This window comes from Janthinobacterium violaceinigrum, assembly GCF_009208555.1.
Lineage (GTDB): Bacteria > Pseudomonadota > Gammaproteobacteria > Burkholderiales > Burkholderiaceae_D > Janthinobacterium > Janthinobacterium violaceinigrum.
The window spans coordinates 141,454-162,625 of the sequence record NZ_WFLI01000011.1 but is presented as its reverse complement, the minus strand read 5'-3'; the positions used below and the strand labels follow the sequence as shown (position 1 = coordinate 162,625).

Below are 21,172 nucleotides of genomic sequence, written 5' to 3'. Positions count from 1 at the left end.
GCGCCAGCGTGGCACGCCAGGTCAGATTTCGTGTTCGACATTGGTGCTGCCGTCGCCGACCTTGCTGGCCCACGCCTGCACGAAATACTGCTTCTCCGCTTCGCTGGGCGCCTCATGCCAGAAAACGATGAGGGTGCCCTTGTGGTCGTGGATCTGCGCTACTTTTTCAATGAAACCGAAATTGGCGGCCTGGTCGGCCAGCGCCGCCGCGTAGCCATACACGCGCGTCAGCCGCTCGATGCGGTCAGGCTCCGTAAAACTGTTCGTCGCCGTAATGATGGGGTGATCCAAAAACATGCTTGTCTCCATGGTGCCCGACTGCGCGGCCTTGCCGCTACGCGCCGTACGCTGCCTGGCGCCGCGCTCCGCGCTGTGCGCCGAACGGCAACAGGCGAGCCCGCCGCCGCTCCATGCGGACGCTCTGTGCGGATTAATCGGGTATGCTCACGGGAGCTTATCAGATTTCTCTGAATGCAACAAAACATCGTCCCCAGTCCACTCAGCGAAGTCGTCCCATGCCGGAAAACAGAAGCACCACCCCACAGGCCCCGCAGGTGCATACCTGCGGCGACCGGCGCCGCCTGGAATTCCAGCCCGGCATGATCCAGAGCGAAATGCTGCTGTCGCGCCCCGACCACCTGCTGCTGCGCTATGCGCGCGCCATGATGTGCTTTACCCTGTTCGTGCCCCGTCCCCGCCACATCCTGATGGTGGGCCTGGGCGGCGGCTCGCTGCTCAAATTCTGCCACCGCCACCTGCCCGACGCGCGCATCACGGTGCTGGAATTGCGCGCCGACGTGATCGCCCTGCGCGAGCAATTCATACTGCCGCCCGACGATGCGCGCCTGCGCATCATCGAGACGGACGCCGTCAGCTACATCCGCCAGCATCCTGGCTGCGCCGACGTGCTGCTGCTCGACGGCTACGACGAAACGGGCCTGCCGCCCGCACTGGGCAGCGCGCGTTTCTATGCGGACTGCCTGCGCTCCCTGCTGCCCGGCGGCGTGCTGGTCGCCAACCTGTTCAGCTATGACGAGCACTATCCCGCCATGCTGGCGCGCCTGATGCTGACCTTCCGCGGCGCCGTATGCCACTTCGATGACATCGCCGGCAACAACCGCATCATCTTTGCCGCCAAGCCGCAGCAGCACGTCCCCGGCCGCGCCATGCGCGTGGTGCGCCTGGTGCGCTGGCGCCAGGCGTGCGGCCTGGCGTTCCTGAACCGCCTGCTGCCGGCATGGCAATTGTGGCGTTTGCGCCGGCAGTCGGGCGCGGACGGCGGCTGAACGCCGCCTCCCCGGCCATCGATATTGTTGCTTATTAGCAGTACTTTGGTGCAAAATCAGCATGATGGATGTGGTTTATGACAAACTACGGCCTGCGTGGGGCCGGCAGGCGCCGCCGAACCCAAGTGTCCATGAAGTGAGATAGGAAAAACCATGCTGCGTGGCCGCCTGCCATTGTCGATTTCTGCCGCGGCCGCGCTGACCTTTGCCTGCGGCGTCAGCATCACAGCCATGCTGTTCGCCGCCATCAGCCAGCTCGAATACGACAAGATGAGCCTGAGCCTGCAGCAGCGCGCCGGCGCCAGGGTCGCCGCCATCGAGCAGGGACTCGACGACGCGGTCGAGGTGCTGACCACGACGAACCAACTGTTTAGCGCCGTCGTGCCCGTCACGCGCGAGCAGTTCCACGACTTCACCACGCCGCTGCTGCAGCGCCACCCGTTCATCCAGGCCTTCAATTTCCACCGCATCGTGCCGCATGCGCAGCGCGCCGCGTTCGAGACGGAGCTGCGCCGCATCGTGCCCGATTACGCGATGACGGAAATGCGCGATGGCGTCGTCGTACCCGCAACGACGCGCGCCAGCTACCTGGTGGTGGACTACCTCGTTCCCTTGCAGGGCAACCGCCCCGCCTTCGGCCTGAACGTCAGCCCGAACGGCTTGCTGGCGAATGCGCTGGAACAGGCCATCGTCAGCGGCCAGACCACCGCCACCGGCCTGCTGGCCCTGGCGCAGGGGCCGCAGCAGGGCTTCGTCATCCTGCGCCCCGTGTACCGTCACGGCCTGCCCCTGCAAACGGTGCAGCAGCGGCGCGCGGCGCTGATCGGCGATACGGCCGCCATCATCCGCGCGGGGGAACTGGTGCAGAAAATCCTCGCCGGCGCCGACCTGCTGGGCGACCCGCAGCTCGAACTCAGCGTCTACGCCGATGCGGGCGCCGACCCGCGCCAGCGGATCTTCCAACATGGCCAGGCGCCTGCCGACGAACCGGGCGGCGCCTGGGAGTCGCTGCCCCGCTGGCTGCAGTTTGCCTACCACAGCCATTATGACCGGGCCTTCACTTCCGCCGGCCGGCCCTGGCATGTGCGCGTGGTGGCCCATCCGCGCCCCTTCCTGGCCGACCACCTGGGCTCCCTGTTCACCCTGATCACGGGTTTGCTGTTCAGCGTGCTGACGGCCGCCTTCGTGCAGACACTGACGCAGCGCTCGCGCCGCGTGCAATTGCTGGTGGAACAGCGCACGGCCGACCTCAAGCGCAGCAATGAACTGCTCAGCGCCGACGTGCGGGCGCGCCAGCGCACGGAGCGCGCCTTGCAGGAAAGCGAAAAGCGCTTCCGCCGCCTGCTGGCCCTGTCCTCGGACTGGTACTGGGAACAGGATGCCAATTACTGCTTCACCCACATCACCAGCGGCTTCACGGACAAGTCGAACATGCCGCTGGAACGCTTCATCGGCATGACGCGCTGGGACAACAACCCGGAAATGCGCAATTCGCGCTGGGGCAAGCAGCATATCGCCAACCTGGAAGCCCACCTGCCCTTTTCCAACCTCGAATATGCGATGAAGGACCGCGATGGCCAGCTGCGCTGGTTCAGCATCAATGGCGAACCGCTGTTCAACGAGCTGGGCGAATTTCGCGGCTACCGGGGCACGGGCTCCGAAATCACGGAACGCAAGCTGGCCGAGCAGCAAATCCAGCACATCGCCCACCACGACGTGCTGACGGGCCTGCCCAACCGCGCCCTGCTGCGCGACCGCCTGGCGCAGGCGATGGCCCTGTCGCGCCGCAAGAACCGCGCGCTGTGGGTGCTGTTGATCGACCTCGACCGCTTCAAGTTCGTCAACGACAGCCTGGGACACAAGGCGGGCGACCTGCTGCTGAAAACCATCGCCACGCGCCTGCAGTCCAGCCTGCGCGAAAGCGATACGGTGGCGCGCCTGTCCGGCGATGAATTCGTCGCCATCCTGTGCGAGCAGGCGGATGAAGTGCTCAGCGGCGCCATCGTGCAGCGCGTGATGGATGCCGTGGCGCAGCCGGTGCTATTGGATGGCAAGGAATTTTTCGTCACCTGCAGCATCGGCGTGGCCGTCTACGACACGTCGCGCTACGACGCGCCCGGCGACGTGACCTTGAATGGCGAGACGCAGAACCTGATCGAGCAGGCCGACATCGCCATGTACTGCGCCAAGAAACAGGGCCGCAACAACATCAAGTTCTACACGACGGCCATGAACCAGGCCACCCTGGAGCGCCTGCGCATCGAGACGGCGCTGCGCAACGCGCTGGAGCGCGAGCAGTTCGTGCTGCATTATCAGCCGCAGCTGGACCTGGCCAGCGGGCGCATCGTGGGCGTGGAAGCGCTGCTGCGCTGGCAGCACCCGGACCTGGGCATGGTGGCGCCGCAGCGCTTCATCGCGCTGGCCGAGGATACGGGCCTGATCGTGCCGATCGGCGCCTGGGTCATGCGCCAGGCGTGCGCGCAGATGCAGGCCTGGCATGCGGCCGGCCTGGGCCAGCTGCGCCTGGCCGTGAACCTGTCGGCGCGCCAGTTCAACGAGCCGAACCTGGTCGCCTCGATCGCCGACGTGCTGCAGGAAACGGGACTGGCGCCCGCCTGCCTGGAGCTGGAGCTGACGGAAAGCCTGTTCATGCACGACGTGGCGCTGGCCGTCAGCCAGCTGCACGACATGAAGGCGCTGGGGGTGCAGCTGTCGATCGACGACTTCGGCACCGGCTATTCCAGCTTCGCCTACCTGCGCACCTTCCCCATCGACGTGCTGAAGATCGACCGCAGTTTCGTGGGCGACGTGGCGCGCGACGCGGACGATGCGGCCATCGTCGTCTCCATCATCGCGCTGGCGCACAATTTGAAACTGCGCGTGGTGGCCGAAGGCGTGGAAACGGCCGAACAGCTCGACTACCTGCGCCGCCACGGCTGCGACGAGGCGCAGGGCTTTTATTTCAGCCGGCCGCTGCCCGCCCATGAAGTGGAAGCCCTGCTGCGGGCGGAAGAAACGCACGTCATGCTGTAGACGACGGCGGCACCCTTGCCCCGAGTTCGAGCTCGTCCCAGTCGTCGTCCAGGCCGGATTGCGCCAGCAGGGAGGCCACATCCGTGGCATGCGCCGGATGAATGTCCTGCTGCGGATGCGGCCACACGAAATCGCATTCCGTGCAGACGATCACCTGCTGGCCCGTCTTGCGGACCGTGGCGTGCACCAGGTCGCCATATTTGTCGCAGGTGGGGCATTGCATGCCATGTGCGCGCATGTCCGGGCCTTACAGTTTCTGTTGCAGGAATTCGAGGAAGCAGCTGATGCGCTGCGCCAGCTGCGTATTGCGGTAGTACACGGCGTGGATCTGCTGCCGGTAGCCCGTATAAAACGGCTGCAGCACCTTCACCAGGCGGCCGGCCGCGATGTCGTCCTTCGTCATGAAGTCGGACAGGCAGACGATGCCCTGGTCGTGCAGGGCCAGCTGGCGCAGGGTTTCGCCGCTGGAAGCGGCCAGCGCGGGCACGATCTGCAGGCTGTTGCCGGCGGCGTGGCGCAGCGGCCAGCTATTGCCCAGTTCATACTGCGCAAAGCCCAGCAGCGCATGGCCGGACAGCGCTTCCGGCGTATCTGGCGTGCCGTGGCGCGCCAGATAGGCGGGCGTGGCCAGCACGTGCAGGGGGCTGGCACTGAGCGGACGCGCATGCAGGGTCGAGTCGACCAGCGCGCCGATGCGGATGGCGATATCGGTGCGGTGTTCGAGCAGGTCGGCGATCTGGTCGTTGCTGGTCAGCTCCAGGCGGATGTCCGGGTACATGGCGCGAAACTCCGCCACGTGGGGCACCACGCAATGGAGCATGAAGGGCGAGGCGGCATCGACGGACAGGCGGCCGGCCGGCTTCTGGCGGCGGATGCGGATCGACTCTTCCACGTCTTCCATCGAGGCGAGGATGGCACGCGCCTTGTCGAGAAACAGCTGCCCCTCTTCCGTCAGCTCCATGCGCCGCGTGGTGCGCGTCAGCAGCGACGTGGCCAGCTTGTCTTCCAGGCGCGACAGGGCGCGGCTGACGCCGGAGGTAGTTTGTCCCAGGTGTACGGCGGCCGCGCTCAGGGTGCCGCTGTCGATGACGGTGACGAAGATTTTCAGGTCGTCCGAATTGATATCCATGCTTGCCTTGCTCATTGTTGCCCACATTTCACATATCGCGCCATTATAATGGAATGGCGGCAACAGTGATGGCGGTAGGCAACGTCAGGCAACGTAGAACAAAATGGCGATAAAATGGCAGCTACTGCCGGCCAGCACGAACAGGTGCCAGATGCCGTGGCCATGGCGCAGCTTGTGGTCGGTGGCGTAGAAAGCGATGCCGCCCGTGTAGCACAGACCGCCTGCCACCAGCCACAAAAAGCCATTCCATTCGAGCGCCGCCAGCAGCGGCTTGATGCCGATGACGATCAGCCAGCCCATGGCCACGTAAATCACCAGCGACAGGATGCGCGCGCCTTTCGCGTACACGTATTCCTGCACGATGCCAAGCAAGGCCAGGCCCCAGACGACGCCGAACAGCGACCAGCCCCACGGCCCCCGCAGGGTCACCAGCATGAAGGGCGTGTAGGTGCCCGCGATGAGCAGGTAGATGGCGCAATGGTCGAGCCGCTGCAGCACGGCCTTGGCCTTGCCGCGCACGCTGTGGTAGAGGGTGGACGTGAGGTACAGGGTCAGCAGCATGGCCGCATACACGCTGCAGCTGACGATTTTCCAGGGGTCGCCCGTGCGGGCCGCCGCGACGATCAGGATGACGCCGCCGATGGCCGCCAGCGCGGCGCCCACCGTATGGGAAATGCTGTTGAACCGTTCACCGTGGTACATGCTTGACCGCCCGCCCCGTTAAAAACAGGCTCATCGTACACGCTTGGGGGAATGGTGGTGGTGCGCATGCACCGAACGTATTGATACGCAGCAAAGTTCCGGGGTCAGACCCGACGGGACTCGGCGTCCCCGTCTGACCCCAGTTCTTGCTTTGGGGCGTCAATCAATCAACTTCGGCCTTCTTGCGCGCAGGACGGCGCGCCGGCGTCTTGCGCGGCGCCTTGGCCGGCTTGTCTTCGGCGACGACAGTCACTTCCACCGGTGCCGCTTCGACGACAGGCGCCGCTTCAACAACAGCTTCCGCCGCCTTCTTGGCCGGCTTTTTCGCCGCTGCCGCCTTGCGGGCCGGCGTGCGCGGCTTGGCTTTCGGTTTGGCTTCGGCGACCGCCTCCACTACCTCCACTACCGCTTCCGCTGCCGGCTCAGGCTCAGGTAATGGCACAGGCACAGGCACGGCTTCCGCCACCGGCGCTGCCTCGACGGCTTCGGCGCGCGCTTCGCGGGCACCGTCGCCATTCTTGCGGCCGCCACGGCCGTTGCGGCGCGAACCGCGCTTGGCGTTGCCTTCTTCGGCCACCACCTCGGCTGCCGCCTCGGCCACTTCATGCAGCACTTCCGGCTGCGGCGCCGGCGCATACTGCTCGACGACGACCGTTTCCGCGTCGGCCACGGGCACGAAAGCCTGTGGCGCTTCGCCGCGGCGATGCTCGTTCTGCTTGCGGCCGCCACGGCCATTGCGGCGCGAATCGCGGCGGCTGCCGCCTTCGCGCTGATTGCCTTCTTCCGCTGCCGCGCCGGTCTCGCCGCTGGCGATGGCCTCGCTGGCGGCGTCCCCGCTCGCGGCGGCAGGCACGGCCACCAGGCCGCTGCTGCGGTAGACATAGGCGCCCGATTTCTCATCGCGGCCAAATTCCAGCAAGCCGCGCGTCTGCGCTTCTTCCAGCAGGTTGCCGAAGGTACGGAAACCGTAGTAGGACTCGCTGAAATCGGGCTTGCGGCGCTTGATCGCCTCTTTCAGCATCGAAGCCCAGATCTTGCCGCTATCGCCACGCTCGGACACCAGCGCGTCGAAGGTTTCGACGGCCATCTCGATCGCTTCCGTCTTGCGCGACTCGTATTTTTCCTTGCGGCGCACTTCTTCGTCGGGCGAGCGCTTGGCTGCCGGCGTGTCGCGCGCGTCGCGCTTGGCGGCCGTGCGGCGGCTTTCGCGCACCAGGTCGTCGTAGAAAATGAATTCATCGCAGTTCGCCACCAGCAGGTCCGACGTCGACTGCTTGACGCCCACGCCGATCACCTGCTTGGCGTTTTCGCGCAACTTCGACACGAGCGGCGAAAAATCGGAATCGCCGCTGATGATGACGAAGGTGTTGACGTGGGCCTTGGTGTAGCACAGGTCCAGCGCATCGACCACCAGGCGGATGTCGGCCGAATTCTTGCCCGACTGGCGCACGTGGGGAATTTCGATCAGCTCGAAGTTCGCCTCATGCATAGTGCCCTTGAAACTCTTATAACGGTCCCAGTCGCAATATGCCTTCTTGACAACGATGCTGCCCTTGAGCAGCAAGCGTTCCAGGATGGGCTTGATATCGAATTTTTCGTAATTTGCATCTCGCACGCCGAGCGCGACGTTCTCGAAGTCGCAAAACACGGCCATGCTGAGGTTTTCTGGGGATGACGCCATAAGGGTGAATTCTCGCTGGATGATAAGGGCGGACGGGAAGCGCAACGCCTCCCTTTTCCCCTAGTATATTCGCCCGCCCCCCGTTTCGGCGACAACTATCGTGCGCGGCCGCCTATTGGGCGCCGCCGGCCGCCCTCGCGCTGGCGCCGGCGACGGGCCAAACGACGCTTTCATCGACCGAATACAGCTGGCACGGCAGGCTGCTGCGCTGCTGGCACGAGGCCAGCGCGCGCACATCGGGGCTTTCGCCCTCCTCGGCCCAGCCCCAGGCGCCGCTGGCCGACAGGGCAAAGGCGCGCGGCGCCGTTTTTTCCAGGAAGACGCGGTAGGCGGCGCGCCCCTGTTCTTCCAGGTAGGGCACGGCGGCGATGTCGTCCTGCGGCGCGAAATGCGTGGCGGGCGGCGGCGGCGCATCGGCCACGCGGTAGACCTGCCGCACCGGCATGCCGATCTGCTGCAGGAAGCGCTCCGTGGCGGGCAGCCACACGGCCACGCCGTCGCGGCTGCCCAGGGTCAGGTGGGCGTCGCGCTTGAACGGGCCATACGCCAGCAGTTGCGCCCGGCCGCCGGAACCGGTAAATGAATTGAACAGCCGCCGCGCCAGCGCCGGCGAAAAATACGAGTCGTTGGCGCCATACAGCCACAGGCTGGGAATGTGGTTGTAGGCGCCCAGGGTGGCGAAAGTCTTGGCCAGCGCCCCTTGCCAGTCGCAGCCGGGCATGTCGATGCGCAGCCCGCCGGCGAAATTGAGCACGCCGCGCACGCCGGGCAGCACCCGGGTCGCGAGCGCCAGCGCCGCCATGCCGCCATACGACTGGCCCGCGACGACGATGCGCTCGGGGTCGACCCAGCGCTGGCGCCGCGCATACGCGAGCGCGGCAAGCACGTCGCGCGCCTGGCCCTGGGCGTTGCCCAGCATGTCGCAGCCGAAATCGCGGTACGGGCCCGTCGAGCGGGCATACCCGGCGCGCATGGGCAGCATCACCGCATAGCCGCGGCGCACGAATTCGGTGGCCATGTAGATAAAGCGCTCGCGCGCCTGCAGTCTCGCCGGTCCAGCCTGCTTGCCATGATTCATCAGCAGCAGGGGAAACGGGCCGGGGCCGGCGGGGCGGAACACGGTGGTTTCCAGCACGTCGCGCAAGCCGTCGCCGGCCGGCACCATGATGACCTGTTCGTTCAGGCGCGCATCGAGCGGCAGTGGCGCGTGGGCAAGCTGGGCGTTCAAGGGCATGCAGGGCAGGCCGAGCAGAAAACCCAGGAGCATACGGCGCAGCAGGTGGAAAATGACGGACTCCGTGGATGGCATCCCTGCCAGTCTAGGCAGTGAAATACCACGGAACAATATAAAAAAATTACGTGATGGATATATTTTTTGCGGCAAGCACCTGCGCGAAAAATTGTTGCCTTGCACCAACCATTTTCTCCACAGACGGGAGTAAACTCAAGGCCTTCTGAAGGAGTTGCCATGTCCATATCCGCCCTCACCACCGGTACCTCTGGGCTGACCGCCAACCAGCGCGCGCTGGATGTGGCCGCCAACAATATCGCCAATGCGAATACCCAGGGCTTCCAGCCCCAAACGGCCGAGTTCCAGGAAGCCAGCCCCGCGGGCACGGGCGTCACCCTGTCTGTCGAAGGACGCAAGCTGGCCGCCGGCGAAAGCGTCAGCGGCGCCAATGCAAATGCGGCCAAGGCGGCCGAAAGCCGGCCCAACGGCGTGGGCCTCGCTTCCGAGCTGACGGATAACCTCGTCTACAAGGCCGGTTTCAACCTGTCGGCAAATGTCGTCAAGGCAGCCGACCAGGCCCTGGGCAGCCTGATCGACGTCAAGACTTGACGACTGCGGCTATCGAAACAATAGTCTAGTTTTTCATTTCCAGCGCCAGCGGCGCCATGGCCGGCGTGATCAGCGCCAGCAGCCGTTCGGCGGGAATGCCGTCGCGCGCCTGCACCGACAGGCCATGCAGCAGCGCCGCATAATAGTCGCCCAGCGCCTGCACGTCCGCCTCCTCTTTCAATTCTCCCGCCAGCTGCGCCGCGCGCAGGCGCTCGATGACGGCCTGCGTGCGCGCGCGGCGGTGCTGCGCCAGCCAGTCGGCGATGCCCGCGTTGTCCGCGCTCGTATTCGTGGCGGCCGTGACCACCATGCAGCCTTGCGGCTGCCCGCTGCGCGTATACAGCAGCACGGCCTCTTCCAGCATGCGCGCCACGGCGTCGCGCGCATTCAGGCTGGCCGCCAGCGCGTGCACGGCAAACGCGCCCTCGCCCGTTTCATATAGTTCCACGGCTTCGCGGAACAGCTGTTCCTTCGAGCCGAACGCCGCATAGATGCGCGCCGAAGCGATGCCCAGCGCCGCCACCAGGTCGGCCATCGATACGCCTTCGTAGCCGCGCGTCCAGAACGCGTCGCGCGCTTTTGCCAGCGCCAGCGCGCGGTCAAATTCCCTCGGTCTTCCTGCCATTTTTATCCTCTGCTTGCAAACTGGCGGCCAGTATAACGCCTGCACGCCATACCGATTCCGCATTTATTTTGCATCACGGGCTTGACCGCGCTGCAAATTTCGCCTATTCTTTGTCGATCGACAAACAATAGGAGCCGATATGAAAACCATCCAAGGACCAAGCCTGCACCTGGCACAATTCGCCGCCGATACGGCGCCCTTCAACACCTTGCCTGCCATCGCCGAGTGGGCGGCCGGCATGGGCTTCAAGGCCCTGCAGATCCCCGCCTGGGATGCGCGCCTGTTCGACGTGGCGCAAGCGGCGCACAGCCAACAGTACTGCGACGACCTCGTTGCCATGCTGGCCAGCCATGGCCTCGTCATCAGCGAACTGACGACGCACATCCTCGGCCAGCTGGTGGCCGTGCATCCGGCCTACGACGCGCTGTGCGACAGCTTTGCGCCGGCACACCTGCACGGCCAGCCTGCAGCGCGCACCGAGTGGGCCATCGAACAGGTCAAGCTGGCGGCCATGGCCTCGAAGCGTCTGGGCCTGACGGAAATGGGCACGTTCTCCGGCTCGTTCGCCTGGCCTTACCTTTTCCCGTTCCCGCAACGCCCGCCCGGCCTGATCGAAGCGGCCTTCGACGAACTGGCGCGCCGCTGGCTGCCCATCCTCGACGTGTGCGAAGAACAGGGCGTCAACCTGTGCTACGAAATCCACCCGAGCGAAGACCTGCATGACGGTATCAGCTTCGAGATGTTCTACGAGCGCGTGGGCCGCCACCCGCGCTGCAAGATGCTGTTCGACCCCAGCCACTTCGTGCTGCAGCAGCTGAACTACCTGGAATTCATCGACATCTACAAGGACCATATCCGCATGTTCCATGTGAAGGATGCGGAATTCAATCCGACGGGACGGCAAGGCATCTACGGCGGCTACCAGTCGTGGGAAAACCGCGCCGGGCGCTTCCGTTCGCTGGGCGACGGCCAGGTCGATTTCAAGGCCATCTTCTCGAAGATGGCACAGAACAACTACGCGGGCTGGGCCACGCTGGAATGGGAATGCTGCCTGAAGGACCAGGAGGTGGGTGCGCGTGAAGGCGTGGCGTTCATCAACGCCCACATCATTCCCGTGACCGACAAGATCTTCGACGACTTTGCCGGCGCCCCCGTCAGCGCGCAGCAGATCAATACCCTGCTCGGCATCACGCACAACTAAACAACCAATTAACTGAATCAATACAAGGACTTGCCATGCATCAGAATGAAGACAGCTACACCCACGACTACGTGCGCATCGACGGCCAGCGCCTGCATTGCGTCACGGCCGGCGAAGGCAAACCCGTGCTGCTGATCCCCGGCTGGCCGCAAACCTGGTACGCCTGGCGCCACGTGATGGCGGCGCTGGCCGCCCAGGGCTACCAGGCGATCGCCATCGATCCGCCCGGCAGCGGCCACTCGGAACGTCCGGCCGGCGGCTACGACACGGGCGCCGTTGCCGCCACCCTGCACCGCGCCATGCTGGCCCTGGGCCATGCGCAGTACGACGTGGTGGGCCACGACATCGGCATGTGGGTCGGCTATGCGCTGGCCAGCGACTTCCCGCAGGCTGTGACGAAACTGGCGCTGACGGAAGCCGTGATCCCGGGCCTGGCGCCGGCGCCGCCGATTTTTGTCGCGCCGTCCGACAACATCTTCCTGTGGCACTTCATGTTCAACCAGGTGCTGGACTTGCCGGAGATGCTCACGGCCGGCAAGGAGCGCGAATACATCCGCTTCATCCTGGACCGCTGGTCGTACCGCCGCGACAAGGTCGCCGTCGACGTATATGCGGACGCCTATGCCACGCCGGGCGCCCTGCGCGCGGGCTTCGCCTACTACCGCGCCATTCCGGAAACCATCCGGCAAAACCTGGAGCGGGCGAAAAAGAGCCTGGCCATGCCCGTGCTGGCCATCGGCGCCGACCATGCGACAAATGACGCGCCCCTGCTGACCATGCAGGGCAAGGCGGACATCCTGAAAGGCGCCATCGTCGCCGAATGCGGCCACTTCATCATGGAAGAACAGCCGGAAGCGTTCATCGCCCACCTGCTGCCGTTCCTGGCCGGAGACGCCGCATGAGCCTCGATCCGCAAGTAGCGGCCTTCCTGGCGCTGGCAAACGATGCGCCGCCGCCCGCCTCGCTGGCGGACCTGCGCGCCGCCACGGAAACGGGCCTGCGCCAGTTGCACGGGCCGCTGGAGGACGTCGCCTCGATCAGGGATTACGTGCTGCCTGGCGAGCATGCGCTGACCGTGCGCGCCTACGTGCCCGCCGGCGCGGACACAGGCAAGCCCCTGCCGGCCATCGTCTTTGCGCATGGGGGCGGCTGGTGCCTGTGCTCGCTGGACCTGTACGACAATCCATGCCGCGCGCTGGCCAACGCCACCGGCTGCGTGATCTTTTCCGTCGACTACCGGCTGGCGCCCGAGCACAAGTTCCCCGTGCCGCTGAACGACTTTTACTCGGCGCTGTGCTGGGTCGCCCAGCATGGGGCGGCGCTGGGCATCGACGTGAACCGGCTGGCCGTGGGCGGCGACAGCGCGGGCGGCAACCTGGCGGCGGCAGCGGCCCTGATGGCGCGCGACCAGGCCGGTCCCGCGCTGGCGCACCAGCTGCTGCTGTACCCGGCGCTCGATTTCGCCTTCGACACGCCGTCCTACCAGCGCTATGCGGAAGGCCATTCGCTGACGCGGGAAGCCATGCGCTTTTGCTGGTCGGCCTACCTGAACGAGCCGGCTGACGGCGCGCAGCCCTACGCGGCGCCCCTGCGGTCAACGTCGCTCAAGGACTTGCCGCCGGCGACCGTACTGGTATGCGAATACGACCCGCTGCACGACGAAGGCGAGGCCTATGCGCGGTACTTGCGCGACGACGGCGTGGCGGCGCAATGCGTGCAGCTCGACGGCATGATCCATGCGTCGATGCACATGCTGGGCTTGACGCCTGCGGCGCGCGGCCTGTTCGACGTGGCGGGCAAGGCCATGCGGCAAGCGCTGGGGGCATAAAAAAACGCGCCGGGGATGGCTCCACGGCGCGTTTTTTTTCATCAGCTGCGCGTCATTCCACCAGCTTGCGCACTTCGATGCCGTTCAGCCACTTCACGTGGCGCGGGCCCGTGCGGATGTCCTTTGCCGAAATGAGGGCGATCTCGCCATCGTTGTCGTCGAGGGCCTTGCCGTTTTTTTCGTAGTAGACGATCACGCCCTCGCCGGCCGGTGCGTTATACAGCTCGCCCCAGGAAAACACCACGGCATAGCCGTCGGTGGCCGTGGCGATGATGGCGAGCTTCTTGACGTCGTTGTGGCCCGGCGCATCAAGCACCGCCTTGTCGAGAATGTCGCGCAGGCGCACGCCGCGATAGCTGGTGATGGTTTCGGCCTTCTCGCCGTTATGGCGCGTGACGGCGATTTCCCCGCCGTTGGCCGGCGGCAGCTGGCGCAGGTCGGCCACCTTCAGGGTCAATGGCGTTTCCACCATGCCCGTCACGGCCAGCGCGTGGCTCATGTTGTCGCGCGCCGGCGCAGGCGCGGCAGACCACGCGGGTGCTGCGGCCAGCAGCGCGGCCGAAGCGAAACCGGCGGCTATTTTCTTGAACATGCTGTGTCCTTTCATTGAACAGTCAAACAATCAGAACTGGTACTGCGCATTGGCCAGCCAGGTGCGTCCCGCGCTGGGGAAACCGTCGGACAGCGCGTAATTGCGGTCGCCCAAGTTCGCCACGCCCGCTTCCAGGCTCAAGGCCGGCAAGGGACGGTACACAGCCTTCAGGTTCACGGTCGTAAAGCCGCCGAGTTCCAGGGTGTTCGACACCCAGCGTCCGCTGTTCGATTCGGCGATGGCCACCACGTCGACCTGGCGCGCCGCATGCAGCACGGCGTGCGCCGTCAGCTTGTGGCGCGGCACGTCCGTCAGGCGGATGGCGCGGTCGCTGACGTTCTTCATTTCCGTGTAGGTGTAGTTGCCGCCGAAATCCAGCCAGGCGCCGGCGCTGCCGCGCAAGCCCAGCTCCACGCCGCTGATGTGCGCCCTGCCCGCGTTCTGCATCTGCGCGCGCACACCCGAGACGTTCGCCACGCTCTGGATCTTGTCCTTCACGTCGCTGTAGAACAGCGCCGCTTCCAGCGCCACGCCCTGCGAGTTTCCTTGATACCCCAGCTCATAATTGATCGCCTCTTCCGCGCGCAAGGCCGGGTTTTCGATATACGTGCCCAGGCGCTGCGAGTAGCGGTCCTTCAGGGTCGGCAGGCGCGACTTGCGCGCCACGGTGGCGTACACGCGCGCACCGGCGCCGACCTTGCGGAACAAGCCCGCCTGCAGGTCGGTGGCCGATTGATTCTCGGGCAGGGTATAGGCATTGCCGGCGCTGTAGACGGTGTCCGGGCGCAACTCGTTGCGCGAGACGCCCAGCGACAGTTCCGTGGCCCCGTTCAGGGCGATGCTGTCTTCCGCGCCCAGGGTCCACAGGGCATCCTTGTACCAGGTGGTGCGCACGCCCTTGGCATCGAGTTCCTGGTGTTCGTCGGCCTTGTAGCTGGCCACGAAACGCAGGCTGTGCGCGGCCAGGCGGAACGATTCGAGTTCCACCGCGCCGCCGTTCGTGCGGTCGTTATAGATGCTGCGCCCGCCGCTGACGCTGCCCTGGCCGCTGGTTTTCAGGGTCGTGTAGCTGCCGTTCGTGTAGGACGTGATTTCATTGTCGTAGCTGTCGTGGTACAGCCGCAGTTTCAGGCGCTCGGCTTCGCCCAGGCGCGTCTGCGAGACGAAATACACGCTTTCCTTGTTCCAGTACGGCCATTGCCAGTAGCGCGCGCCGACGGGATTGACCGATGGCGGCTGGCCTTTTTCGCCATGCTGCTTGTAGTAGCTGAGCGCGTATTCATCGCCCGCCTGCGCGCCATCGGGCGTGTAGCCCACCTTGAACGACAGTTTATGGTCCTTGCGATACGAATTGTTGCGCATGCCGCCGTCTTCCGTCGCGGTCGGGCGGAAGTCCGACGACAGGGGAAAACCGTCGCTGTCGATGTACGACACGCCCGCCTGCAGATACCACAGGCCCTGGTTAGTGCCCACGTTGGCCGCCACCTGGCGCTCGCTGCCCGAGCCGAAACCGACGGAAGTGTCGCCTTCCAGGCGCGCCACGGGTTTGCGCGACACCAGGTTGATGGCGCCGCCCAGGGTATTGGCGCCATAGGCCACGGAACTGAAGCCCTTGGCCACCTGGATGGCGGCCAGGTCGCTGGTCGTGAAGCGGTTGAAATCGACGTAGCCGTCATACGGCACGTAGACGGGAATGCCGTCGATATACAGCGGCACCTGGCGCGCATCGAAGCCCCGGATGGCGACGGTTTTTTCGTTGCGCGAGTTGGTCGACAGCGATACGCCGGACAGCAAATTGAGGGCGTCGCCCACGTTGTCGCGGTTAAAGCGGCGCATCTCGGCGCGGCTCACTTGCGCGCCCACCTGCTGTTCCGCCTGGCCTGCCTGCTCGCGCTGGCCGATCACCGTCACCGTGCCCAGCACGAACGGCGCCGCCGCATCCACGCCATCGTTGCCCGCCGTTTGCTGCGCCTGCGCCATCTGCGCCAGCGCCAGCATCACGGCGCCTGCCATTACCTGTTTCAACATCGTCTAAATCTTTCCACTCTCGTTATATATCGTCTTATATAGCGATACTCAAAAAAGCGGCCATCCCTGCGGCGGCCGTCACCCAACAGCGCAATATACAGACGTATATAGCGATGCTCAAGCGACAAGGCGGGAAACCCCTGCGCAAGTCAATTTTCGAGGCAAATTTCATGCATTGTTTCATGCATTGTTTCATGCACCGCAACATTTCGCTGTGCGAACGAATGTTTCACAAAACGGTTGACATGCGGGAGCCGGCTAGGCAAACTGATTTCCAGGGAGCCTGAAAATGAATGCAAATATGACAAATATTCAGACCGCAGCAGATCCGGAACTCATCGTCTTCAGCGATGACGACGAAGGCAAGGACCGCCAGTTCGTCAACGCGCTGGCGCGGGGCCTGGAAGTGCTGCGCTGCTTCCGCCCTGGCGAAGTATTCCTGTCGAATGCGGACATGGCCAAGCGCACGGGCATTCCGAAACCGACGATTTCGCGCCTCACCTATACCCTCACCAAGCTGGGCTACCTCAATTACTCGGACAGCCTGGGCAAGTACCAGCTGGGCGCCGGCGTGCTGGCCCTCGGCTACCGCATGCTGTCGAACCTCGACGTGCGCAAGATGGCGCGCCCCCTGATGGAAGAACTGGCCGAACATGCGCAGGCGTCCGTTTCGCTGGGCACGCGCGACCGCCTCAGCATGGTGTACGTGGAAACGTGCCGCAGCAGCGCCAACGTCACCCTGCGCCTCGACGTCGGTTCGCGCATCCCGCTGATGACGACGGCCATGGGCAAGGCCCTGCTGTGCATCCTGCCGCAGGCCGAACGCGACTACCTGATGGACCATGCGCGCGTGCACGAGACGGAGCGCTGGCCGCGCATCAAGGCCGGCATCGAGCAAGGCTTCAAGGATTACCAGGACCGGGGCTTTTGCATCTCGGCCGGCGAGTGGCAGAACGACGTGCACGCGGTGGGCGTGCCCATGCTCGGTGCCGATGGCGAACAGGTGATGGCCTTCAATTGCGGCGGCCCCGCCTTCCTGCTGTCGCGCGAAAAACTCGAAGGCGACCTGGGACCGCGCCTGGTCGCCCTGGTCAAGACAGTAGAAAAAAACCTGGGACGCGGTTAGAATGCGCGCCCCCTCACAATGACAGCTCCGAGGACCCCGATGATACGCGACGAAGAAACCCTGAACATCCTGCTCGACAGCATCGCCCGTTTCGTGCGCGAAGTGCTGGTGCCGAACGAGGCGCTGGTGGCCGAAACGGACACCATCCCGCCCGCCATCGTGGCGCAGATGCGCGAACTGGGCCTGTTTGGCCTGTCCATCCCGGAAGCCTACGGCGGCCTGGAGCTGAGCATGGAAGAAGAAGTGCGCGTGGCGTTTGAAATCGCCCGCACCTCGCCCGCCTTCCGCTCGCTGATCGGCACGAACAACGGCATCGGCTCGCAGGGCATCGTCATCGACGGCACGGAAGCGCAAAAACAATACTATCTGCCCAAGCTGGCGGCCGGCGAGATCATCGGCTCGTTCGCGCTGACGGAAGCGGGCTCCGGCTCCGACGCGGCGTCGCTGCGCACGACGGCCGTGCGCGACGGCGACTTCTATATCCTCAACGGCAGCAAGCGCTACATCACCAACGCGCCCGAAGCGAGCATTTTTACCGTGATGGCGCGCACGGACCCCGTCAAGCGGGGCGCCTCGGCCATCTCCGCCTTCATCGTGGAAAAGGACACGCCCGGCCTCTCGCTGGGCAAGATCGACAAGAAGATGGGCCAGCAAGGCGCGCATACCTGCGACGTGCTCTTCGAGAATTGCCGCGTCCCTGCCGCAAACCTCATCGGCGGCAAGGAAGGCGTGGGTTTCAAGACGGCCATGAAGGTGCTCGACAAGGGCCGGCTGCACATCGCCGCCGTCTGCGTGGGCGCGGCCGAGCGCATGCTGGCCGATGCCCTCGCGTATGCGATGGAACGCCAGCAGTTCGGCCAGCCCATCGCCGAATTCCAGCTGATCCAGGCCATGCTGGCCGACAGCAAGGCCGAGATCTACGCGGCGCGCAGCATGGTGCTCGACGCTGCGCGCCGGCGCGACAACAAGGAAGACATTTCGACGGAAGCGTCGTGCTGCAAGCTGTTCGCCTCCGAAATGTGCGGCCGCGTGGCCGACCGCTCCGTGCAGATCCACGGCGGCGCCGGCTACATCAGCGAATACGCGGCCGAGCGCTTCTACCGCGACGTGCGCCTGTTCCGCATCTACGAAGGCACGACGCAGATCCAGCAGATCGTCATCGCCCGCAACATGATCAAGGCAGCACAAAAGTGAAGGAGGCCGCGATGGACATTCCCGCCCTGCTGGCCGGCTTGCCGGCGCGCCTGTCGGCCATCCCGGCCCACTGGGCGGCGCGCGCGCCGGACGCGCCCGCGCTGCATGAAGGTGGCCGCAGCTGGACCTATGCGCAGCTGCAGCACAGCGTGGAGAGCGCCGCGCAGCTGCTGCGCGATTTGCAGGTGCGCGCCGGCGACCGCCTGATGGTGGTGGGCGAAAACGGCGCGCTGCAGGTGGCGCTGATCTTCGCGGCGGCCAGCATCGACGCGTGGATCGTCAACGTCAATGCACGCCTGTCGGCGCGCGAGATCGACACCATCGCCGAGCATTCCGGCGCGCGGCGGCTGCTGTTCCTGGCCGGCGCCTCGCCGGAAGCGGCCGCGCATGCGGCACGCCTGGGCGCGGCCAGCGCCGTCACCGTCGACGGCATGGGCGAGCTGCTGGCGGGCGCATTGAACGATGCCGCCATCGCGGAAGCCTGCGTGCCAGGCAACGAACAGGTGGCCGCGCTGATCTACACGACGGGCACCACGGGCCAGTCGAAAGGCGTGATGCTCACGCACCGCAACCTGCTGTTCATCGCCGCCGTCTCCAGCACCTTGCGGGGATTGACGCGCAGCGACCGCGCCTACGGCGTGCTGCCCATTTCGCACGTGTATGGCCTGGCATCCGTTGCCCTCGGCACCCTGTATGCGGGCGCCGCGCTGTACCTGGTGCCGCGCTTTTCCGTCGACGGCCTGCTCTCGGCCCTGAAGGACGACGAACTGACCATCGTGCAGGGCGTGCCCGCCATGTACGCGAAACTGCTGCAAACGCTGGGCGGCGCCGGGACGCCGCTGCCCACCCGGCTGCGCTTTGCGTATGCGGGCGGCTCGCCGCTGGCGCCGTCGCTCAAGCACGAGGTGGAAAAGCTGCTGGGTACCGCGCTGCACAATGGCTACGGCATGACGGAAAGCGCGCCCACCATCAGCCAGACGCGGCTCGACGCGCCGCGCCATGACAGCTCCGTCGGCACGCCGATTCCCGGCGTGGAAGTGCGCGTGGTGGACGTGGCGGGCACGGACGTGGCGCCGGGCGAGGCGGGCGAACTGTGGATACGCGGACCGAACGTCATGGCCGGCTATTACCGCGAACCGGCCATGACGGCAGCCACCATGCGCGACGGCGGCTGGCTCAATACGGGCGACATGGCGCGCCAGGATCCCGATGGCGCCCTGTTCATCGTGGGACGCACCAAGGAACTGATCATCCGCTCCGGCTTCAATGTGTATCCGCTGGAAGTGGAAACGGCCCTGAACGCCCACGCTTCCGTGGTGCAGTCGGCCGTGGTGGGACGCACACTGGACGATGGCAACGAAGACGTCATCGCCTATGTGGAGCTGGATGCGCAGCACCCGGTGACGGTGCAGGCCTTGCAGGACTATCTGGCGCAGACCCTGTCGCCCTACAAATGCCCGTCGGCCATCATCGTCATGGAAGCGCTGCCGGCGGCCGCCACGGGCAAGATTTTAAAGGGGCAGCTGCGCCAGATGGCGCAGAACAGGCCGTAAATTCACCATTGCAGTTGGTTTCAATACACCCGACAATAAAACCCAGGCGGGTAGCTTTGCCGGCGCCGATCCTGGCGCAGGCAAACCAAGTCACATCACCGGAGGAGACACGATGAAACGCACATACACACGCATCGCCATGGCAGCGCTGGTTGCCAGCGCCTGGATGGCACACGCCACCGCCGACGAATTCCTGGTCGGCGCGGAAATCCCCCTGACGGGCAACCTGGCCAGGGTCGGCGCCGGCATGCAGGAAGGGATCATGGTGGCGGCCGAAGTGTTCAACAAGACCAACGGCAAGCACACCGTCAAGATCGTCACCGTCGACGACGAATCGGCGCCCGCCAAGGCCATCGCCGCCGTGGAAAAGCTGGCCAGCCAGGGCGTGGTGGCCATCACGGGCGGCTACGGTTCGAACAATATCTCGCCCGCCTCGGATACGGCCAACAAGCTGGGCCTCGTCTACATCACCTCGGGCGGCGTGGACGACAGCCTGGTATCGAGCGGACGCAAGAATTTTTTCCGCATCAATAACACGGCCGGCTACGAAAAAGCCATGCTGGGACTGCTTGCCGACGTGGGCGCCAAATCCGTCTCCATCGTGTACTCGACCAAGGACGCCACCACGGGACTGGCGAAGGACGTGGAAAAAGCCCTGGCCGCCAAGGGCGTGAAAGTGACGACGCACTCGTTCGACCCGGCCATTACCGACTTCAAGCCCATTATCAACAAGATCAAGCTGCAGGACAAATCGGAAGTGGTGGCCATGGTCGGCTATGAAAACGACTATGTGGGCATCATCCGCGCCGCCCGGGTACTGAAGCCGAAGATCAAGGCCATGGTGGGCGTGTGGTCGCTGGCCACGCCGAAGATGGCGGCCGACTTTCCCGACCTGATGCCGAATGTCTTCGGCACGGCCCTGCTGCCCTTCCCCACGGAATTCAAGACAGCCGACGGCAAGGCCTTCAGCGACGCCTACAAGCAGCTGTACAAGAAGGAGCCGGACTACCTGGGCCAGTTCGGCTACGTGCAGTCGATGCTGCTGTTCGAGGCGATCGCGCGCGCGGCCGACAAGGGCACCATCAAGAAAGGCGGCGTGGCCGAGGAAATGCGCAAGACGGACCGCGAAACCCTGATCGGCCGCGTGCAGTTTGCCGCCAACGGCGACAACCAGAACTTCGTGCACCGCATGGCGCAGCACCAGGACAAGAAGGTGGTCATCGTCTGGCCGAAGGAACACGCGACGGGCAAGCTGGCCTATCCGGCCCTGCCCTGGTAAGCGGCAGCCTCCCCTGCACACGCGCATGCCCGCCGGGCGTGCACCGATGAACGGCAGCCCTGGCGCATCTTCGCG

Annotated in this window: 19 protein-coding genes; 10 read left to right on the top strand and 9 right to left on the bottom strand. The window is 65.2% G+C overall.

The window, feature by feature from the left end; genetic code table 11:
• Window positions 1-21: 21 nt before the first annotated feature.
• Window positions 22-297, bottom strand: coding sequence for a hypothetical protein (locus GCN75_RS12340; RefSeq protein WP_076570163.1), 276 nt, complete (start codon window positions 295-297; stop codon window positions 22-24).
• Between the two features lie 218 nt (window positions 298-515).
• Between GCN75_RS12340 and GCN75_RS12335 the strand changes: the two genes are divergently transcribed.
• Window positions 516-1,286, top strand: a complete 771-nt coding sequence (locus GCN75_RS12335) for a spermine/spermidine synthase domain-containing protein (RefSeq protein WP_152282771.1) — start codon at window positions 516-518, stop codon at window positions 1,284-1,286.
• 153 nt (window positions 1,287-1,439) lie between these two features.
• Window positions 1,440-4,319, top strand: coding sequence for a bifunctional diguanylate cyclase/phosphodiesterase (locus GCN75_RS12330; protein ID WP_152282770.1), 2,880 nt, complete (start codon window positions 1,440-1,442; stop codon window positions 4,317-4,319).
• Here the strand turns inward: GCN75_RS12330 and GCN75_RS12325 are convergent.
• The 5 genes from GCN75_RS12325 to GCN75_RS12305 all read right to left on the bottom strand — a co-directional run bounded on the left by GCN75_RS12325 (window position 4,309) and on the right by GCN75_RS12305 (window position 9,140).
• A complete protein-coding gene (locus GCN75_RS12325; protein WP_152282769.1) occupies window positions 4,309-4,557 on the bottom strand; it encodes a hypothetical protein in 249 nt (82 codons plus the stop codon). The two genes, GCN75_RS12330 and GCN75_RS12325, sit on opposite strands and share 11 nt — an antisense overlap.
• Window positions 4,558-4,566: 9 nt before the next feature.
• Window positions 4,567-5,448: a LysR family transcriptional regulator gene (locus GCN75_RS12320; protein ID WP_152282768.1), complete on the bottom strand. Its 882-nt coding sequence runs from the start codon at window positions 5,446-5,448 to the stop codon at window positions 4,567-4,569.
• A gap of 84 nt (window positions 5,449-5,532) precedes the next feature.
• A complete protein-coding gene (gene trhA, locus GCN75_RS12315; RefSeq protein WP_152282767.1) occupies window positions 5,533-6,150 on the bottom strand; it encodes a PAQR family membrane homeostasis protein TrhA in 618 nt (205 codons plus the stop codon).
• A 163-nt stretch (window positions 6,151-6,313) separates the two neighbouring features.
• On the bottom strand, window positions 6,314-7,831 hold the full coding sequence (locus GCN75_RS12310; protein ID WP_152282766.1) for an NYN domain-containing protein: 1,518 nt from the start codon (window positions 7,829-7,831) through the stop codon (window positions 6,314-6,316).
• Window positions 7,832-7,943: 112 nt separating this feature from the next.
• Window positions 7,944-9,140, bottom strand: coding sequence for an alpha/beta hydrolase family protein (locus tag GCN75_RS12305; RefSeq protein ID WP_226941334.1), 1,197 nt, complete (start codon window positions 9,138-9,140; stop codon window positions 7,944-7,946).
• Window positions 9,141-9,299: 159 nt separating this feature from the next.
• On the opposite strand from GCN75_RS12305, the gene GCN75_RS12300 reads away from it, so the two are divergent.
• Window positions 9,300-9,671 (top strand): flagellar basal body protein, encoded by a 372-nt coding sequence (locus GCN75_RS12300; RefSeq protein ID WP_152282765.1) that lies wholly within the window; start codon window positions 9,300-9,302, stop codon window positions 9,669-9,671.
• Between the two features lie 25 nt (window positions 9,672-9,696).
• On the opposite strand, the gene GCN75_RS12295 is transcribed toward GCN75_RS12300, so the two are convergent.
• Window positions 9,697-10,296 carry a TetR/AcrR family transcriptional regulator gene (locus GCN75_RS12295; protein ID WP_152255998.1) on the bottom strand — a complete coding sequence of 200 codons (600 nt, stop codon included), beginning with the start codon at window positions 10,294-10,296 and terminating at the stop codon, window positions 9,697-9,699.
• Window positions 10,297-10,435: 139 nt separating this feature from the next.
• Here GCN75_RS12295 and GCN75_RS12290 point away from each other — a divergent pair, with 139 nt between their 5' ends.
• The 3 genes from GCN75_RS12290 to GCN75_RS12280 are packed head-to-tail and all read left to right on the top strand — an operon-like array spanning window position 10,436 to window position 13,325.
• On the top strand, window positions 10,436-11,497 hold the full coding sequence (locus GCN75_RS12290; RefSeq protein WP_152282764.1) for a sugar phosphate isomerase/epimerase family protein: 1,062 nt from the start codon (window positions 10,436-10,438) through the stop codon (window positions 11,495-11,497).
• A gap of 35 nt (window positions 11,498-11,532) precedes the next feature.
• Window positions 11,533-12,399, top strand: coding sequence for an alpha/beta fold hydrolase (locus GCN75_RS12285; RefSeq protein WP_152282763.1), 867 nt, complete (start codon window positions 11,533-11,535; stop codon window positions 12,397-12,399).
• On the top strand, window positions 12,396-13,325 hold the full coding sequence (locus GCN75_RS12280; RefSeq protein WP_152282762.1) for an alpha/beta hydrolase: 930 nt from the start codon (window positions 12,396-12,398) through the stop codon (window positions 13,323-13,325). Before GCN75_RS12285 ends, GCN75_RS12280 begins: the two co-directional genes overlap by 4 nt.
• Window positions 13,326-13,377: 52 nt before the next feature.
• On the opposite strand, the gene GCN75_RS12275 is transcribed toward GCN75_RS12280, so the two are convergent.
• Together GCN75_RS12275 and GCN75_RS12270 are read right to left on the bottom strand one after the other, a co-directional pair.
• Window positions 13,378-13,917, bottom strand: coding sequence for a molybdopterin-dependent oxidoreductase (locus GCN75_RS12275; protein ID WP_152282761.1), 540 nt, complete (start codon window positions 13,915-13,917; stop codon window positions 13,378-13,380).
• Between the two features lie 30 nt (window positions 13,918-13,947).
• Complete coding sequence (locus tag GCN75_RS12270; RefSeq protein ID WP_152282760.1) at window positions 13,948-15,945, bottom strand: TonB-dependent receptor plug domain-containing protein; 1,998 nt, start codon at window positions 15,943-15,945, stop codon at window positions 13,948-13,950.
• Between the two features lie 301 nt (window positions 15,946-16,246).
• On the opposite strand from GCN75_RS12270, the gene GCN75_RS12265 reads away from it, so the two are divergent.
• The 4 genes from GCN75_RS12265 to GCN75_RS12250 all read left to right on the top strand — a co-directional run bounded on the left by GCN75_RS12265 (window position 16,247) and on the right by GCN75_RS12250 (window position 21,097).
• Window positions 16,247-17,071: an IclR family transcriptional regulator gene (locus GCN75_RS12265; protein ID WP_152282759.1), complete on the top strand. Its 825-nt coding sequence runs from the start codon at window positions 16,247-16,249 to the stop codon at window positions 17,069-17,071.
• A 39-nt stretch (window positions 17,072-17,110) separates the two neighbouring features.
• A complete protein-coding gene (locus GCN75_RS12260) occupies window positions 17,111-18,265 on the top strand; it encodes an acyl-CoA dehydrogenase family protein (protein WP_152282758.1) in 1,155 nt (384 codons plus the stop codon).
• A gap of 11 nt (window positions 18,266-18,276) precedes the next feature.
• Window positions 18,277-19,818 (top strand): class I adenylate-forming enzyme family protein, encoded by a 1,542-nt coding sequence (locus GCN75_RS12255; protein ID WP_193317480.1) that lies wholly within the window; start codon window positions 18,277-18,279, stop codon window positions 19,816-19,818.
• A 112-nt stretch (window positions 19,819-19,930) separates the two neighbouring features.
• Window positions 19,931-21,097: an ABC transporter substrate-binding protein gene (locus GCN75_RS12250; protein ID WP_152282756.1), complete on the top strand. Its 1,167-nt coding sequence runs from the start codon at window positions 19,931-19,933 to the stop codon at window positions 21,095-21,097.
• Window positions 21,098-21,172: the final 75 nt, after the last annotated feature.